Origin of the sequence: Pseudomonas sp. FP1762 (genome assembly GCF_030687105.1) — a bacterium.
Lineage (GTDB): Bacteria > Pseudomonadota > Gammaproteobacteria > Pseudomonadales > Pseudomonadaceae > Aquipseudomonas > Aquipseudomonas siliginis.
Genome location: NZ_CP117458.1, coordinates 4,895,181 through 4,912,037, shown reverse-complemented (window position 1 = coordinate 4,912,037; position 16,857 = coordinate 4,895,181). Strand labels below are relative to the sequence as shown.

At 60.1% G+C, this 16,857-nt stretch carries 17 protein-coding genes and 1 other RNA gene; 14 read left to right on the top strand and 4 right to left on the bottom strand.

Going from position 1 to position 16,857, the window contains the following annotated elements; all coding sequences use genetic code 11:
* The first annotated feature begins 230 nt into the window (after window positions 1-230).
* From petA to PSH90_RS21790, 5 genes are all read left to right on the top strand, one after another.
* Window positions 231-824, top strand: coding sequence for a ubiquinol-cytochrome c reductase iron-sulfur subunit (gene petA, locus PSH90_RS21810; protein WP_007917031.1), 594 nt, complete (start codon window positions 231-233; stop codon window positions 822-824).
* Window positions 824-2,035, top strand: coding sequence for a cytochrome bc complex cytochrome b subunit (locus PSH90_RS21805; protein WP_016773261.1), 1,212 nt, complete (start codon window positions 824-826; stop codon window positions 2,033-2,035). The genes petA and PSH90_RS21805 overlap by 1 nt, the downstream gene beginning before the upstream one ends.
* Window positions 2,035-2,817 (top strand): cytochrome c1, encoded by a 783-nt coding sequence (locus PSH90_RS21800; RefSeq protein ID WP_305381514.1) that lies wholly within the window; start codon window positions 2,035-2,037, stop codon window positions 2,815-2,817. The genes PSH90_RS21805 and PSH90_RS21800 overlap by 1 nt, the downstream gene beginning before the upstream one ends.
* Before the next feature lie 146 nt (window positions 2,818-2,963).
* On the top strand, window positions 2,964-3,581 hold the full coding sequence (locus tag PSH90_RS21795) for a glutathione S-transferase N-terminal domain-containing protein (protein ID WP_007961620.1): 618 nt from the start codon (window positions 2,964-2,966) through the stop codon (window positions 3,579-3,581).
* 16 nt (window positions 3,582-3,597) lie between these two features.
* Window positions 3,598-4,011, top strand: coding sequence for a ClpXP protease specificity-enhancing factor (locus tag PSH90_RS21790; protein WP_016773263.1), 414 nt, complete (start codon window positions 3,598-3,600; stop codon window positions 4,009-4,011).
* Window positions 4,012-4,164: 153 nt separating this feature from the next.
* Here PSH90_RS21790 and PSH90_RS21785 read toward each other — a convergent pair whose 3' ends face one another.
* The 4 genes from PSH90_RS21785 to PSH90_RS21770 form a co-directional block, all read right to left on the bottom strand.
* Complete coding sequence (locus PSH90_RS21785) at window positions 4,165-4,743, bottom strand: BON domain-containing protein (protein ID WP_024014250.1); 579 nt, start codon at window positions 4,741-4,743, stop codon at window positions 4,165-4,167.
* The gene (locus PSH90_RS21780) at window positions 4,740-5,333 is read right to left on the bottom strand and encodes a phosphoheptose isomerase (protein ID WP_008082788.1); all 594 of its coding nucleotides are present in this window, start codon (window positions 5,331-5,333) and stop codon (window positions 4,740-4,742) included. Before PSH90_RS21780 ends, PSH90_RS21785 begins: the two co-directional genes overlap by 4 nt.
* A 101-nt stretch (window positions 5,334-5,434) precedes the next feature.
* Window positions 5,435-5,797: a YraN family protein gene (locus PSH90_RS21775; protein WP_016773265.1), complete on the bottom strand. Its 363-nt coding sequence runs from the start codon at window positions 5,795-5,797 to the stop codon at window positions 5,435-5,437.
* Window positions 5,797-7,608, bottom strand: coding sequence for a penicillin-binding protein activator (locus PSH90_RS21770; RefSeq protein WP_073473468.1), 1,812 nt, complete (start codon window positions 7,606-7,608; stop codon window positions 5,797-5,799). Before PSH90_RS21770 ends, PSH90_RS21775 begins: the two co-directional genes overlap by 1 nt.
* A 177-nt stretch (window positions 7,609-7,785) precedes the next feature.
* Here PSH90_RS21770 and rsmI point away from each other — a divergent pair, with 177 nt between their 5' ends.
* From rsmI to mraY, 9 genes are all read left to right on the top strand, one after another.
* On the top strand, window positions 7,786-8,691 hold the full coding sequence (gene rsmI, locus PSH90_RS21765; protein WP_016773267.1) for a 16S rRNA (cytidine(1402)-2'-O)-methyltransferase: 906 nt from the start codon (window positions 7,786-7,788) through the stop codon (window positions 8,689-8,691).
* Between the two features lie 73 nt (window positions 8,692-8,764).
* An RNA gene (rnpB, locus tag PSH90_RS21760) (RNase P RNA component class A) lies at window positions 8,765-9,118 on the top strand.
* A 402-nt stretch (window positions 9,119-9,520) separates the two neighbouring features.
* The gene (mraZ, locus tag PSH90_RS21755; protein WP_007917012.1) at window positions 9,521-9,976 is read left to right on the top strand and encodes a division/cell wall cluster transcriptional repressor MraZ; all 456 of its coding nucleotides are present in this window, start codon (window positions 9,521-9,523) and stop codon (window positions 9,974-9,976) included.
* On the top strand, window positions 9,973-10,920 hold the full coding sequence (gene rsmH / locus PSH90_RS21750) for a 16S rRNA (cytosine(1402)-N(4))-methyltransferase RsmH (protein ID WP_024014247.1): 948 nt from the start codon (window positions 9,973-9,975) through the stop codon (window positions 10,918-10,920). Before mraZ ends, rsmH begins: the two co-directional genes overlap by 4 nt.
* On the top strand, window positions 10,917-11,210 hold the full coding sequence (ftsL, locus tag PSH90_RS21745) for a cell division protein FtsL (RefSeq protein WP_016773269.1): 294 nt from the start codon (window positions 10,917-10,919) through the stop codon (window positions 11,208-11,210). Before rsmH ends, ftsL begins: the two co-directional genes overlap by 4 nt.
* Entirely contained in the window at window positions 11,210-12,949 is a 1,740-nt protein-coding gene (locus tag PSH90_RS21740) for a penicillin-binding protein 2 (protein ID WP_174823877.1), read from the top strand. The genes ftsL and PSH90_RS21740 overlap by 1 nt, the downstream gene beginning before the upstream one ends.
* Window positions 12,949-14,412, top strand: coding sequence for a UDP-N-acetylmuramoyl-L-alanyl-D-glutamate--2,6-diaminopimelate ligase (locus PSH90_RS21735; RefSeq protein ID WP_236168911.1), 1,464 nt, complete (start codon window positions 12,949-12,951; stop codon window positions 14,410-14,412). Before PSH90_RS21740 ends, PSH90_RS21735 begins: the two co-directional genes overlap by 1 nt.
* Window positions 14,405-15,772, top strand: a complete 1,368-nt coding sequence (gene murF / locus PSH90_RS21730; protein WP_150741843.1) for a UDP-N-acetylmuramoyl-tripeptide--D-alanyl-D-alanine ligase — start codon at window positions 14,405-14,407, stop codon at window positions 15,770-15,772. The genes PSH90_RS21735 and murF overlap by 8 nt, the downstream gene beginning before the upstream one ends.
* Entirely contained in the window at window positions 15,772-16,854 is a 1,083-nt protein-coding gene (gene mraY / locus PSH90_RS21725) for a phospho-N-acetylmuramoyl-pentapeptide-transferase (RefSeq protein ID WP_016773275.1), read from the top strand. Before murF ends, mraY begins: the two co-directional genes overlap by 1 nt.
* Window positions 16,855-16,857 lie beyond the last annotated feature (3 nt).

Here is a 16,857-nt window from a genome sequence, read left to right as displayed (position 1 = left end):
AGCGGGCGTTTTTTTATGCGTGCGATTTATCAAAGAATTGCGTTGTGACAACTTGCCACAGCCGTAGACCCCCTATACTCCAAGGCTTGAGGGGTTGAGCCCCGGGGAATTAACCTTGTCAGAATTGGGGGTTTTCATTACCATTCGGGCAAAATTTTTATAAGTAACATTTGATTTATTTAGTAGACGCCTGATTTAACAGGCCAAAAAAGCTGATGGGAGAGGACTGAATGAGCAATGACGGCGTGAATGCAGGCCGGCGTCGCTTCCTGGTGGCAGCCACATCCGTGGTGGGTGCTGCAGGAGCGGTGGGGGCTGCGGTCCCGTTCGTGGGGTCATGGTTTCCCAGTGCCAAGGCGAAAGCTGCCGGTGCACCGGTGAAAGTGAATGTCAGCAAAATCGAGCCAGGCCAGCAGATGATTGCTGAATGGCGCGGCCAGCCGGTGTTCATTGTCCGCCGTACCGAGGAAATCCTGGGGAATCTCAAGAAGATCGAGGGTCAGCTCTCCGATCCGACCTCCAAAAACTCCACGCAACCCACTTATGTCGACCCGGAAGTACGCTCGATCAAGCCGGAGATTCTCCTGCTGATCGGGATCTGTACGCACCTGGGTTGCTCACCGACCTTCCGTCCCGAAGTGGCACCTGCGGATCTGGGCAAGGACTGGGTAGGCGGCTATTTCTGCCCGTGCCACGGCTCCCACTACGATCTGGCTGGCCGCGTCTACAAGTCGCAACCTGCGCCTTTGAACCTGCCAGTTCCCCCGCATTCCTATGAGACCGATGACCTGATTGTCATTGGCGTCGATACGGAGAAAGCGTGATGAGCAAGTTCATGGATTGGGTTGATGCGCGCTTTCCCGCGACCAAAATGTGGGAAGACCATCTCAGCAAATATTACGCACCAAAAAACTTCAACTTCTTCTATTTCTTCGGCTCACTGGCGCTGCTGGTGCTGGTCAACCAGATCGTTACCGGTGTCTGGCTGACGATGAGCTACACGCCGTCGGCAGAAGAGGCCTTCGCCTCCGTCGAATACATCATGCGCGACGTCGAGTACGGTTCGATCCTGCGTCTGCTGCACTCGACCGGCGCTTCGGCGTTTTTCATCGTCGTCTATCTGCACATGTTCCGCGGCCTGCTCTACGGCTCGTACCAGAAACCGCGCGAGCTGGTCTGGGTGTTCGGCATGCTGATCTACCTGGCACTGATGGCCGAAGCGTTCATGGGTTACCTGCTGCCGTGGGGCCAGATGTCGTACTGGGGCGCCCAGGTGATCATCTCGCTGTTCGGCGCGATTCCGCTGATCGGCGATGACCTGACCCAGTGGATTCGTGGTGACTACCTGATCTCCGGAATCACCCTGAACCGATTCTTCGCCTTGCACGTTGTCGCGCTGCCGATCGTGATTCTCGGTCTGGTGGTGTTGCACATTCTGGCGCTGCACGAAGTGGGCTCGAACAACCCTGACGGCGTCGATATCAAGAAGCACAAAGACGAAAACGGCATCCCGCTGGACGGCATCGCGTTCCACCCGTACTACACGGTGAAGGACATTGTCGGCGTCGTGGTGTTCCTGTTCATCTTCTGCTTTATTGTGTTCTTCTTCCCGGAAATGGGCGGCTACTTCCTCGAAAAACCAAACTTCGAGCCGGCTAACCCGTTCAAGACGCCTGAGCACATTGCCCCGGTCTGGTACTTCACTCCGTTCTACGCAATCCTGCGTGCGGTGCCGGACAAGCTCATGGGCGTTATCGCCATGGGTGCGGCGATTGCGGTGCTGTTCGTGCTGCCATGGCTGGATCGCAGTCCGGTGAGGTCGATGCGCTACAAGGGCTGGATGAGCAAAATCTGGCTGGTGGTGTTCTGCATTTCTTTCGTGATTCTCGGCATCCTCGGCGTTCTTGCGCCGACGCCGGGGCGCACGTTGCTGTCGCAGGTCTGCACCTTCCTGTATTTCGCCTACTTCATTCTGATGCCGTTCTACACCCGGCTCGAGAAGACCAAACCGGTTCCGGAAAGGGTGACTGGCTGATGAAAAAGTTATTTCTTGCTCTGATTTTTACTGCGCTGCCTTCCCTGGCTTTTGCTGCCGGGGGCCATGGTCCGGAACTGGAAAGTGTCGATATCGACGTCTCCGACAAAGCCGCCCTGCAGGATGGTGCACGGACCTTTGCCAACTATTGCATGGGTTGTCACAGTGCCAAGTTCCAGCGTTACGAGCGCGTCGCCGATGACCTTGGCATCCCGCACGAGCTGATGCTGGAGAAGCTGGTGTTCACCGGTGCCAAGATTGGCGACCACATGAACATCGGCATGCAGCCGGCCGACGCCAAGACCTGGTTCGGCGCAGCGCCGCCGGACCTGACTCTGGTAGCGCGGGTACGTGGCACCGACTGGCTCTACGGTTACCTGAAGTCGTTCTACGAAGATCCGGCGCGTCCATGGGGCGTGAACAACAAGGTCTTCCCGAACGTCGGCATGCCTAACGTGCTGGTCGGCCTGCAAGGTCGGCAGGTCGTCGGCTGCAAGCAGGTGCAGATCGTCGAGGACGGCAAGAAGCAATACGATCCGCTGACCGGCACGCCGCTGACTCATGAAGCGTGTGATCAGTTGACCATCGTGCCGAAGTCCGGTGCTCTGAACGAAGAGCAGTTCGATGAGAGGGTCAAGAATCTGGTAACCTTCCTGGCTTACTCGGCTAACCCGGTTAAGCTGCAACATCAGCGCATCGGTACTTATGTCTTGCTGTACCTGGCGTTCTTCTTTGTGTTCGCCTACCTGCTCAAGCGTGAATACTGGAAAGACGTGCACTGATACGCTTCAAGCATTGCTGTTAATCGCGCGCGCCCAAGGGCGCCTCCGCTAAAGCAGGATCTGCTCAGTCAGACCCTGCGGGAGGTGCCCTCTGGGCGCGCGCGTTTTTCCGGTTCCGACAAATTCAACAAGCGAGGAGGATCGCCATGGGCGTGACCAATCGGTTGGCCTGTTACTCCGACCCCGCCGACCACTATTCCCACCGAGTGCGCATCGTGCTTGCAGAGAAGGGTGTCAGCGCCGAAATCATCTACGTGGAAGCGGGCCGCCAGCCGCCTAAACTGATTGAGGTGAACCCTTACGGCAGTCTGCCGACGCTGGTCGATCGTGACCTGGCGTTGTGGGAGTCGACCGTGGTGATGGAGTATCTGGATGAGCGTTACCCGCACCCGCCGCTGATGCCGGTTTATCCGGTGGCGCGGGCCAACAGTCGTCTGCTGATCCACAGGATTCAGCGTGACTGGTGCGGGCTGGTGGATCTGATTCTGGATCCCAAGAGCAAAGAGGCCGCACGGGTCGTGGCGCGCAAGGAATTGCGCGAAAGCCTGACCGGCGTTTCGCCGCTGTTTGCCGACAAACCGTTCTTCCTCAGTGAGGAACAAAGTCTGGTGGATTGCTGCCTATTACCCATACTCTGGCGTTTGCCGATTCTGGGTATTGAACTGCCGCGGCCGGCCAAGCCGCTGCTTGATTATATGGAGCGTCAGTTTGCGCGTGAGGCTTTCCAGGCGAGTCTGTCTGGTGTCGAACGCGATATGCGCTAAGGCTTAAGGAGCCGCTATGAACTCCAGTCGACCTTATCTGGTCCGCGCGCTCTACGAGTGGATTGTGGATAACGATTGCACCCCGCACATGCTGGTCAACTCCGAGTACCCGGCGGTGCAGGTGCCACAGGGTTTTGCCAGTGACGGCCAGATCGTCCTGAACATCTCGCCGAGTGCCGTGCGTCATCTGCACATGGATAACGACGTGGTCACGTTCGAAGGCCGCTTCGGCGGTGTTCCGCACAGTCTCTACGTGCCGATCAGCGCGATCCTGGGCATCTACGCCCGGGAGAACGGCCAGGGCATGGTGTTTGACCTCGAGTTGCCGATGGACGACGAGGAAGACATCGATCCGGATGACGACTCGCCGCCACCGGGCAGCGAGCCGCCACGTCCGAGTGGCCGGCCAAGCTTGAAGGTTGTGAAATAAAAAAAGGCGATCCGGATGGATCGCCTTTTTTGTGCCTGCATTGGTCGTGTAGGAGCTGCCGGAGGCTGCGATCTTTTGATTTTTAAAAGCAAGATCAAAAGATCGCAGCCTCGTTGCACTTGTCAGCTCCTACACAACTCCTGCGTAATCAGGTCAGTCGATGTATTCGAACAGCTTCACGATCTTCTGCACACCGGACACACCCTGAACCAGATTGGTTGCCTGAGTGGCTTCCTGTTTGGTCAGCAGGCCCAGCAGATAGACGATGCCATTCTCGGTCACGACTTTGATGCGCGAGCCAGGAATGCTGGCGTCGGTGAGCATCTGGGTCTTGATCTTGGTGGTCAGCCACGCGTCGTTCTGGCGCGCGAGCAGGGAGGACGGTTGCAGCACTTGCAGTTCGTTATGCACCTTCTTCACGCGCTGGACGTTGGCGGCGGCCTGTTCGGCTTTGGCCTTGAGGTCTTCGCGTGGCGTCTGGCCGGCGAGCAATACCACGCCGTTGAAGCTGGTAATGACGATGTGCGAGTCGTTGTCCAGTGCCGGATCGGCCTTGGCGATGTTCACGCCTGCTTTGGTTTCGATCAGCGAGTCGTCGATCTTGCTGCCGAAGGTGCGCGTGCCACGGTCGTCTTCGATCGGCGCTTCACGGCTGGCATTTACCACCGAGGTGCAGCCGCTGATGCCGAGGCACAGGGTCAAGGCCAGAAGGCCAAGGCGATTAGGGGTCATTCTTCACTCCCGAACAGTTGGCTGTCGATCAGATCGCAGAGGCAATGGATCGCCAGCAAGTGGACTTCCTGAATACGTGCAGTGACGTTGGCCGGTACGCGAATCTCTACGTCCTCGGGCAACAGCAGCGACGCCATGCCGCCGCCATCGCGTCCGGTCAAAGCTACGACAATCATTTCGCGATCATGTGCGGCCTGGATCGCTTGAATAATGTTCGCCGAGTTGCCGCTGGTCGAAATCGCCAGCAATACATCGCCCGGCTGGCCGAGCGCGCGGATCTGCTTGGAGAACACTTCGTTGTAGCTGTAATCGTTGGCGATCGAGGTGATCGTCGAAGTGTCGGTGGTCAGCGCAATCGCCGGCAGGCTCGGACGCTCGCGCTCGAAGCGGTTGAGCAGCTCCGAAGAAAAATGCTGGGCATCGCCGGCCGAACCACCGTTGCCGCACGAGAGCATTTTGCCTTCGTTGAGCAGGGCGTTGACCATGATCTGGCTGGCTTGCTCGATGTGCGGTGCAAGTACGTCCATCGCCTGTTGCTTGGTGTCGATACTGGCCTGAAAAAGCTGGCGAATTCGGGATTGCATGTCCATCTGTGTGACCTTAAGTGGCGCGGCTGTTCGGCACGTGAATGTGCAGCCGGCAAAGCAAAGAGCAAAATGTGTCGGACGAAAACGGGGCAGGGTGCAGGCGATCAACTGTCGAAAGCATTCTGCAACCAGTTCAGCTGATTCGGGTGGCTGTCGATTGCCACCACATCGAAGCGGCAGGGGGAATTGGCCCAACGCGACTCGCGCTGAAGAAAATACTGTGCTGCAAAGATCAGTTTCTGCTGCTTGCGCTCGTCGATACTGGCGAGCGCGCCACCCCATTGAGTGTTTTTTCTGTAGCGAACTTCAACGAATACTACTGTATCGCCATCAAGCATGACCAGATCAAGCTCGCCGCGTTTGCATAACCAGTTCTGCGCCAACAGGCGCAGACCTTGTTGTTGCAGATGTTCGAGCGCCTGGCGCTCGGCATCCTTGCCGCTTTGCGAGCGTGACCTGTCGGGCATCAGCGCGGGGTGTCCGGCAGGCGCTGCACCTGACCGCTGACGAACTGTGCCCACGGCAACTGGCGCACAACGCGCTGGGTCTGGGTCATGCCGAGGCTGCCCGACTGACCTTCGATGCGGCTGTCCGGCAGGGCCTTGAGTTGGCCCAGGCGCGGTGCCAGGCGATAGGCGTCGGCGCCCATGGCGTACAGGCGACCGAGGCTGCCATTGGCTTGCGGCCATTGCGCAGCTACTTGCTGGCGCAGCGGATCGCTGGTTTCCAGCAGCCATGGGGTTTCGCAGAAGCGAATGCCGTTCATGTCGTTGTACTGATTGACGTCGCCGCTGGCGCTGTAGACGTGGGAGGTCGCGTAGACCGGGACGTCACCGGCGTACTGGAAATTCAGGGTCGGCTTGATCTGCTGGGCCTGTTGCGGCGTGGCGGCCAAGAAGATGAATTCGATGTCCTGACGACGCGAAGGCTGCGCGGCGACATTGGTGCCGGCAACATTCTGCAGGCTCTTGGCGCGGGCTTCGCTCTGGCGCAGCTGGAACATGTCGGCAATCTGCTGGGCCAGTTGCACCGGCTGATCGACACGCTCGGTGGCAACGATGCTGCCGCCATTGGCTTGCCAGTCCTGGCTGAAGGCACGCAGGACGCGATCGCCCCATTCGCCCTTCGGTACCATGATAGCGGCGCGATGCAGGCCGTCGGCACGAGCGCGACGGGAAACTTCGCGAGCTTCGTCTTCAGCCGCCAGGCCGAACTGGAACAACTGCGCCGGGCCTTGCTCGCCTTCGCTGTAGTTCAGCGCCAGGGTGGTGATTGGCAGTTGCGGGCGAGTGCTCAGTTGCTTGACCAGTGGTTTTTCCAGCGGGCCGACTACCAGTTGCACGCCGTCAGCCTGAGCCTTGCGATAGAACTCGTCCATCGAAGTCAGCTTCGAGCTGTCGTAGAACTCGATGGCAGGTGGGTTCTGGCCGGCCTGTTGCGCCTGATAATGCGCGGCCATGAAGCCTTCACGCAGCGCTTTGCCGACCGACGCCAACTGGCCGTCCTGTGGCAGCAGCAGGGCGATTTTGCTCAGTGGCTGGCTGGCCAGTTCCTTGAGCTTGGTCAGCGGCAGCGGCAGGTTGATCGCCGCCGGGTGCTTTGGATTCTGCGCACGCCAGTTGTCGATCGCGGCTTGTTGCTGTTCCAACGTGCCTGCGGTTTTCACCGCTTGCGCCAGAGCCATCCAACCCCCGAGATCGTCGGTGTTGTTCGGTTGCAATTGATCGGTTGGCAGCGAAGCGATCAGGGTCCAGATCGCTTCGTGGTTCTTGCTCGCCGCTTCGCCTTCCAGCATCGGTGCGATGAACACACGCTCACGGGCAGCGGCCAGTGTCTGGCCATCGGCTTCAAGGGCGCGGGCGTGAACAGTGCCAGTGCGCACTTGCTGCTCTTCCGGCATTTCCCCGAGCTTCTGGAAGCTCGGATGGCTCAGGGCGGTCAGCGCAGCTTTCGGCTGATTGCGCGTCATGGCCAGTTCGGCGGACAGCGTATTGGCGAAAATCTGCTGGCCTGGCTTGAGTTGCTCCACCGGCACTTGTTGCAGGATTTGCGCGGACTGGCCGGCATTGCCTTGGCGGTAAGCCTGGTCCGCCGCGCTCAGGCGCAGCAGGGCGGCTTGTTCCGGGGTTTTAGCCTGCGCAGCCTGTTCGAGCAGTTGCTCGATGCTGGCGTCCGGAGTCCGTGGAAGTTCGCCAAGGCTGGAGGAAGGGGAGCTGGCACACGCGGCCAACAAGGCAGCGAGGCAGAGGGCAGTGAACAGCCGCAGGCAAGCGATCATGTAAGTGTTCCTGATACTCGATCAAATTAGCGTGGAATTGTACCCAAGCACTGGCCGGGGCGCGATGTTACTGGCGTGAATCGGTCAATTTAGCTGGAGTAAATGTTGCGGCAGCGCACAACCGGGCGAAAAACCGCACTCGGCGGGAGCGCATCGCAAGCCTCATGACGCGCTACAATGGCCGCTTTTACCGATCACGAGGTGTGCGCTTTGACTGCTCCAGGTCCTTTGAATTCCGCTGCTGGCTCGCTTTATGTGGTGGCGACGCCCATCGGCAACCTGGACGACATCAGCGCCCGGGCCTTGAAAATCCTGCGTGAAGTGGCGCTGATTGCAGCGGAAGACACCCGGCATTCGGCGCGCCTGATGCAGCACTTCGGCATCGGTACGCCGCTGGCCGCATGTCACGAACACAACGAACGGGATGAGGGTAGCCGCTTTATTACCCGATTGCTGGCGGGCGACAACGTCGCGCTGATCTCCGATGCCGGCACGCCGCTTATCTCCGATCCGGGTTATCACCTGGTGCGTCAGGCCCGTGCCGCCGGCATCAACGTGGTGCCGGTGCCGGGTGCCTGCGCTTTGATCGCGGCGCTGTCGGCGGCGGGATTGCCGTCCGACCGTTTTATCTTCGAAGGTTTCCTGCCGGCCAAGTCGGTCGGACGCAAAGCGCGTCTGGAAGCGGTTAAAGAAGAACCGCGCACGCTGATTTTCTATGAAGCGCCGCATCGCATTCTCGAATGCCTGCAGGATATGGAAGCAGTGTTTGGCGGCGAGCGTCAGGCTCTGCTGGCGCGGGAAATCACCAAAACCTTCGAAACCCTCAAAGGCCTGCCGCTCAGCGAACTGCGTGCGTTCGTCGAGTCCGACAGCAATCAGCAGCGCGGCGAGTGCGTGGTTCTGGTGGCCGGCTGGACGGCGCCGGAGTCGGAGGACGCGGTCAGCAGCGAAGCCATGCGCATCCTCGATTTGCTGCTTGAGGAAATGCCGCTCAAGCGCGCCGCCGCACTGGCAGCGCAAATCACTGGCGAGCGCAAAAACGTGTTGTATCAGGTGGCGCTGGATAAACAGAAAGGCGTGTAAGCCGTCGCCCATGGCGTTCCTGAGGGTTTTAGCGCTTGTTCTTCCGGCGCTCTGCCGTTAACCTTCGCGGCGGAGAGTCGATCGGACAGTCGCTGCCCTCTATGAAAATTAGGGGGGGGAGGAAAGTCCGGGCTCCATAGGGCGAAGTGCCAGGTAATGCCTGGGAGGCGTGAGCCTACGGAAAGTGCCACAGAAAATAACCGCCTAAGCGCGCAAGCGCCGGTAAGGGTGAAAAGGTGCGGTAAGAGCGCACCGCACGTCTGGCAACAGTTCGTGGCTAGGTAAACCCCACTTGGAGCAAGACCAAATAGGGTCCCAAGGCGTGGCCCGCGCTGGGACCGGGTAGGTTGCTAAAGATGTCCAGTGATGGCCATCGTAGACGAATGACTGTTCAAGACAGAACCCGGCTTACAGATCGACTCTCCACCTTTTTCTTTCCCTGCTTGAAACAAAAAAGACGCGGCTGTGTAATATCAGCCGGCCTGGTCTGAAATTCCGGCAGCGGCAAACGCGGTAATAGCCTTTTCCCACCCTGCTTCAATCAACAGCCGAAGCGCCTTTGTAATACCGAAAAAATCTTACTCTTAACAAACTACTTTAACTTTCGAGCGCAGCTTTCAGTGCTGCATCAAGTTATTGACCAAAACTTCACGTCAGATTCTCGTTGAGCCTCCTTTTACGTCGCTAAATCTCCGTTCTGTAAGGCTTTTCCTTTAATCCGCGCCTTGACGGTGTGGTGGGCGCATTCCTATAGTGTGCGCAAGTGGCGGAAAGTGGCATGAAGTGGGTTTTTTGAGCTCAAAACGATAAAAATTGGAGAAACGCTGACGTGTTTCGCGGAGCTAACGCTATCAGTCTCGATGCAAAGGGCCGTCTCGCCATGCCGAGCCGGTACCGTGACGAGCTCGATTCGCGCAGTTCCGGCCAATTGATCGTGACCATTGATGCCGTTGATCCGTGCCTGTGTGTCTATCCGCTCGATGAGTGGGAAATTATTGAAACCAAGTTGCGCGCACTCCCTTCGCTTCGCGAAGAGAACCGTCGCCTGCAACGTTTATTGATTGGTAATGCCGTCGACCTCGAACTCGATGGCAGTGGTCGTTTCCTGGTTCCGCCGCGTTTGCGCGAATACGCCAAGCTCGATAAGCGCGCGATGCTGGTCGGCCAACTGAACAAGTTCCAATTGTGGGACGAGGATGCATGGAATGCGGTATCTGCCGCTGACCTTGCTGCTATTCAACAACCGGGCGCGATGCCTGATGAACTGCGTGATTTGATCCTGTGACTATTGATAGCGGCTTTAACCACATCACCGTACTGCTTGACGAAGCCGTCGAGGCTCTCGCCGTACGTCCTGATGGCTGCTATCTGGACGGCACGTTCGGGCGCGGCGGGCACAGTCGGCTGATCCTCAGCCAGCTCGGGCCGGACGGTCGACTCATCGGATTCGACAAGGATCCTCAAGCGATTGCCACCGGGCAAACGCTAGCGGCCGAAGACGGCCGCTTTGTCGTTGTGCAGCGCAGCTTTGCCGAGCTCGGTTCGGTGGTTGCCGAGCAAGGCCTGACCGGCAAGGTCAGCGGCATTCTGCTCGACCTCGGCGTGTCGTCGCCGCAGCTCGATGATGCCGAGCGCGGCTTCAGTTTCCTCAATGACGGTCCACTTGACATGCGCATGGACCCGTCCCGTGGCATCAGCGCTGCCGAATTCGTCAACACCGCGCCGGTGGAAGAAATCGCCCGGGTGTTCAAGGAATACGGCGAAGAACGTTTCTCCGGGCGTATGGCCCGTGCCGTCGCCGAGCGCCGTGACATCAAGCCGTTCGAGCGCACCGCCGATCTGGCCGAAGTGCTGAAAGTCGCCAACCCGGCGTGGGAAAAGGGCAAGAACCCAGCTACCCGCGCGTTCCAGGGTTTGCGCATTCACGTCAATAACGAACTCGGCGATCTGGAAGCCGGCCTCGACGCCGCGCTGGAAGCGCTGGAAGTTGGCGGCCGTCTGGTGGTCATCAGCTTCCACTCGCTGGAAGACCGCATCGTCAAACTGTTCATGCGCAAGCTGGTGAAAGGCGAGGCCGACAACCTGCCGCGCAACCTGCCGGTTCGCCACGTCGCCTTCGAACCGAAAATCAAAATCCACGGCAAAGCGCAGACGGCCTCCGACGCCGAACTCAAAGCCAACCCACGTTCCCGTAGCGCCGTCATGCGTGTCGCGGAGAAGTTGCGGTGAGCAAGCTTTTCGCCAAACCACTGCCCGGCGGCAGCTTTCTGATGCTGCTGCTGTTTATCGGCGTGCTGTTTTCGGCCATTGCCGTGTCGTACAGCGCGCACTGGAACCGGCAGTTGCTCAACACCCTTTATAACGAACTGAGCGTGCGCGACAAGGCGCAGGCCGAGTGGGGCCGCTTGATTCTCGAGCAGAGCACCTGGACTGCGCACAGCCGCATCGAAGTGCTGGCCACCGAACAACTGAAGATGCACATACCTGGCGCGGCTGACGTGAAGATGGTGGCGCCATGATGAAACTCGAAGGCGCGCTGTTCCCATGGCGCTTCCGCCTGATGGTGGCGCTGCTCGGTCTGATGGTCGCAGCGATCTGCTGGCGCATCATCGACCTGCAAGTGGTCGACCGTGACTTCCTCAAAGGGCAGGGCGATGCGCGCAGCCTGCGGCATATTCCGATTCCGGCGCACCGTGGCCTGATCACCGACCGTAACGGCGAGCCTCTGGCTGTCAGTACCCCAGTGACCACGCTGTGGGCCAACGCCAAGGAAATGCAGTCGGCCAAAGAGAAGTGGCCGGCACTCGCCGCCGCGCTGGGCCAGAACCCGAAAGCGCTGAGCGAACGCCTCGAAGCCCAGGCCAACAAAGAATTCATTTATCTGGTGCGCGGGCTGACCCCCGAGCAGGGTCAGGCTGTGCTCGATCTGAAAGTGCCGGGCGTCTACGGCATCGAAGAATTCCGCCGCTTCTACCCGGCCGGTGAAGTCACCGCGCACATGGTCGGCTTTACCGACATCGACGATCACGGTCGCGAAGGCGTCGAGCTGGCCTATGACGAATGGCTGGCCGGGGTGCCGGGCAAACGACAAGTCATCAAGGATCGCCGTGGCCGGTTGATCAAGGATGTTCAAGTCACCAAGAACGCCAAGGCCGGCAAGCCCTTGGCGTTGTCGATTGACCTGCGTCTGCAATACCTGGCCAACCGCGAGCTGCGCAACGCGATCATCGAAAACGGCGCCAAGGCCGGCAGTCTGGTGATCATGGACGTAAAGACCGGCGAGATCCTGGCCATGGTCAACCAGCCGACCTACAACCCGAACAACCGTCGCAACCTGCAACCGGCGATGATGCGCAACCGCGCCATGATCGACGTGTTCGAGCCGGGTTCGACCATGAAAGCCATTTCCATGAGCGCGGCAATCGAAACCGGCCGCTGGAAACCGAGCGACACCGTCGAGGTGTATCCGGGCTCGTTGCAGATCGGCAAATACACCATTAAAGACGTGTCGAAGACCGAAGGGCCAGTGCTCGATCTGACCGGCATCCTGATCAATTCCAGTAACGTCGGCATGAGTAAAGTCGCCTTCGATATCGGCGGCGAAACCATTTTCCGTCTCGCGCAGAAAGTCGGCCTCGGTCAGGACACCGGCCTGGGCTTCCCCGGCGAACGCGTCGGCAATCTGCCCAACTACCGCGAATGGCGCAAGGCTGAAACTGCAACCTTGTCTTACGGCTATGGTATTTCCGTGACCGCGATCCAGTTGGTGCACGCGTTCTCGGCACTGGCCAACAACGGTCGTCTCGCGCCGCTGACGCTGATCAAAACCGACAAGATGCCGCAGACCACCCAAGTGCTGCCGGAAGCCGTGGCGAAAACCATGCAGGGCATGTTGCAGCAGGTAATCGAAGCGCCGCGCGGCGTGTTCCGTGCGCAGGTGCCGGCTTATCACGTCGGCGGCAAGTCGGGTACCGCGCGCAAGACTTCGGTCGGCACCAAGGGCTACGCAGAAAACTCCTACCGTTCGCTGTTCGCCGGCTTCGGCCCGATGAGCGATCCGCGTTACGCCATTGTTGTGGTGATTGATGAGCCAACCAAGGCCGGTTACTTCGGTGGTCTGGTGTCGGCGCCAGTGTTCAGCCGTGTGATGTCCGGCACCCTGCGCCTGATGAACGTGACCCCGGACAACCTGCCGACCACCCAACAGGCCAACGCCACCCCGGTCGTTCCGCTGAAAGCCAATGGAGGGCGCGGCTGATGTCATTAAGTCTGAACAAGATATTTCCCCACGCCGGCCACGATCTGTTGATCCGTGAACTGGCGCTGGACAGCCGCAACGTGCGCGCCGGCGACTTGTTTCTTGCCGTGCCCGGCGGCCGTTTCGATGGCCGTGCGCATATCGCCGATGCCTTGCAACGCGGCGCGGCTGCCGTGGCTTATGAAGTCGAAGGCGCCACCGTGCTGCCGATCACTGACGTGCCGCTGATTCCGGTCAAGGGTCTGGCGGCGCAACTTTCGGACATTGCCGGGCGTTTTTACGGTGAGCCGAGTCATCACCTGAACCTGATCGGTGTCACCGGCACCAATGGCAAGACCAGCGTGACCCAATTGGTCGCGCAGGCGCTGGATCTGCTCGGCCAGCATTGCGGCATCGTCGGTACGCTGGGTTCCGGTTTCTACGGCGCGCTGGAAAGCGGCCTGCACACCACGCCGAATCCGATTGCCGTGCAAGCGACCCTGGGCGACCTGAAAAAGGCCGGCGCGAAAGCCGTGGCCATGGAAGTGTCGTCCCACGGTCTGGATCAGGGCCGGGTCACCGCGCTGGCCTTCGACGTGGCGGTGATGACCAACCTGTCCCGCGATCACCTGGATTATCACGGCACCATGCAGGCGTACGCCGAGGCCAAGGCCCGGCTGTTCGCCTGGAATGACCTGAAGTGCCGCGTGGTCAACCTCGACGACGATTTCGGCCGGCAACTGGCGGCGGAAAAACGCGTGTCGCGTTTGATCACCTACAGCCTGCTGGATAGCAGCGCCTACCTGTTTTGCCGCGAAGCGCAGTTCGACGATCATGGCGTGCGCGCCACGCTGGTCACGCCGCAGGGCGAGCATCACCTGCGCAGTACGCTGCTTGGTCGTTTCAACCTGAGTAACGTACTGGCCGCAGTCGGCGCCTTGCTTGGCCTGGATTACGCCCTCGACGAAATTCTCAAAGTGCTGCCGAAGCTCGAAGGCCCGGCCGGGCGCATGCAGCGTCTGGGTGGCGGCACGCAGCCGCTGGTGGTGGTCGATTACGCCCACACGCCCGATGCGCTGGAAAAGGTTCTCACTGCGCTGCGCCCGCACGTCAAAGGCCAACTGCTGTGCCTGTTCGGCTGCGGCGGTGATCGCGATCGCGGCAAACGTCCGTTGATGGCCGAAGTGGTCGAGCGTCTGGCTGACCAGGTGTTGGTCACCGACGACAACCCGCGCACTGAAGATCCGGCAGTGATCTTCGACGACATCCGCGCCGGTTTCACCGCTGTGGATAAAGTCACTTTCGTCGCCGGTCGCGGCCAGGCCATCGCGCAACTTATCGCCGGCGCGACCGCTGACGACGTGATTGTTCTCGCCGGCAAAGGTCACGAGGACTATCAGGAAATCAACGGCGTGCGCCATGCCTTTTCCGATCTGGTCGAGGCCGATCATGCCCTGACCGCGTGGGAGGTGGCCCATGCTTAAGGCCCTGACACTCAGTGAACTGACCAACGTCCTCGAAGCCCGTTTGATCGGCGCTGATGCGAGTTTCGACGGCGTCAGCATCGACAGCCGTGCGATCCAGCCTGGTCAGTTGTTCATCGCCCTGACCGGCCCGCGTTTCGACGGTCATGATTATCTGAACGACGTTGCCGGCAAAGGCGCCGTGGCGGCACTGGTCGAGCGCGAAGTCGCCGACAGCGCGTTGCCGCAATTGCTGGTCAAGGACACCCGTCAGGCGCTGGGCCAACTCGGCGCGTTGAACCGTGCTGCGTTCACCCAGCCAGTGGCGGCGGTGACCGGTTCCAGTGGCAAGACCACGGTCAAGGAAATGCTCGCGAGCATCCTGCGCACGCGCGGTCCGGTGCTGGCGACCCGTGGCAACCTGAACAACGACCTCGGCGTCCCGCTGACCCTGATCGAACTGGCGCCGGAACACACCTCCGCCGTGATCGAACTGGGCGCTTCGCGTCTCGGTGAAATCGCCTACACCGTCGGCCTGACCAAGCCGCACGTAGCGATTCTGAACAACGCCGGCACCGCTCACGTCGGTGAGTTCGGCGGTCCGGAAAAAATCGTCGAAGCCAAAGGTGAAATCATCGAGGGTCTGGCCGCCGATGGCATCGCCGTGCTCAACCTCGATGACAAGGCCTTCGGTATCTGGAGGACCCGCGCTGCCGGTCGTCAGGTGCTGACCTTCGCTCTCAGCAACAGCGAGGCGAATTTCCACGCCAGCGATCTGGCCACCGATGCCCGTGGTTGCCCGGCGTTCAATCTGCACACGCCTGAAGGTAGCGAGCGCGTGCAACTGAACCTGCTCGGTACTCATAACGTCGCCAATGCCCTGGCTGCCGCCGCTGCTGCTCACGCCTTGGGCGTGTCGCTGTTCGGCATCGCCACCGGCCTCGGTGCGGTGCAACCGGTCAAGGGGCGCACCGTCGCGCAACTGGCAAAAAACGGCATGCGCGTGATCGATGACACCTACAACGCAAACCCCACCTCGATGTGCGCGGCCGTTGATATACTCGCCGGCTTTTCCGGCCGCACCGTCCTGGTGCTCGGCGATATCGGCGAGTTGGGCGACTGGGCGGAGCAGGGGCACCGCGACGTGGGCGAGTACGCCCGAGGCAAGGTTTCTGCGCTTTACGCGGTCGGGCCGAACATGGTCCACGCGGTAAACGCTTTCGGTGAGCAGGCGCAGCACTTCGGCACCCAGGCCGAGCTGATCCAGGCCCTCGCCGCCGAGCAGGACACAAACACCACCATTTTGATCAAGGGTTCGCGCAGCGCAGCGATGGAAAACATCGTTGCGGCTCTGTGCGGGTCCAGTCTGGAGAAACATTAATGCTGCTGCTGCTAGCGGAGTATCTGCAACAGTTCTACAAAGGCTTCGCGGTCTTCCAGTACCTGACCCTGCGCGGGATTCTCGGTGTGCTGACCGCGCTGGTCTTGTCGCTGTGCTATGGCCCGTGGATGATCCGTACTCTGCAGAACCGTCAGATCGGCCAATCGGTGCGTAACGACGGTCCGCAATCGCACCTGTCCAAATCCGGTACGCCGACCATGGGTGGCGCGCTGATTCTGTCTTCGATCGGCGTCAGCACCTTGCTCTGGGCTGACCTGAGCAACCGCTACGTCTGGGTGGTGCTGCTGGTGACCCTGCTGTTCGGCGCCATCGGCTGGGTCGACGATTACCGCAAAGTCATCGAGAAGAACTCCCGTGGCCTGCCGAGCCGCTGGAAGTATTTCTGGCAGTCGGTGTTCGGCCTCGGCGCTGCGATCTTCCTTTATATGACTGCCGCGACGCCGGTGGAAACCACGCTGATTCTGCCGATGCTCAAGGACTACAGCATCCCGCTGGGCGCCGGTTTCATCGTGCTGACCTACTTCGTCATTGTCGGTTCGAGCAACGCGGTCAACCTGACTGACGGCCTCGACGGCCTGGCGATCATGCCGACGGTGATGGTCGGCGGCGGCCTGGGGATTTTCTGCTACCTGTCGGGCAACGTGAAGTTCGCCGAATACCTGCTGATTCCTTACGTGCCGGGCGCAGGCGAATTGATCGTGTTCTGCGGTGCACTGATCGGTGCCGGCCTCGGTTTCCTCTGGTTCAACACCTATCCAGCGCAGGTGTTCATGGGCGACGTCGGTGCCCTGGCACTCGGCGCGGCACTGGGCACCATCGCGGTGATCGTCCGTCAGGAAATCGTCCTGTTCATCATGGGCGGCGTGTTCGTGATGGAAACCCTGTCAGTGGTCATTCAGGTTGCCTCCTTTAAGCTGACCGGTCGCCGCGTGTTCCGCATGGCGCCGATTCACCACCACTTTGAACTCAAGGGCTGGCCCGAGCCGCGCGTGATCGTCCGTTTCTGGATCATCACCGTGATTCTCGTCCTGGTCGGCCTTGCCACCCTGAAGCTGAGGTAGAAC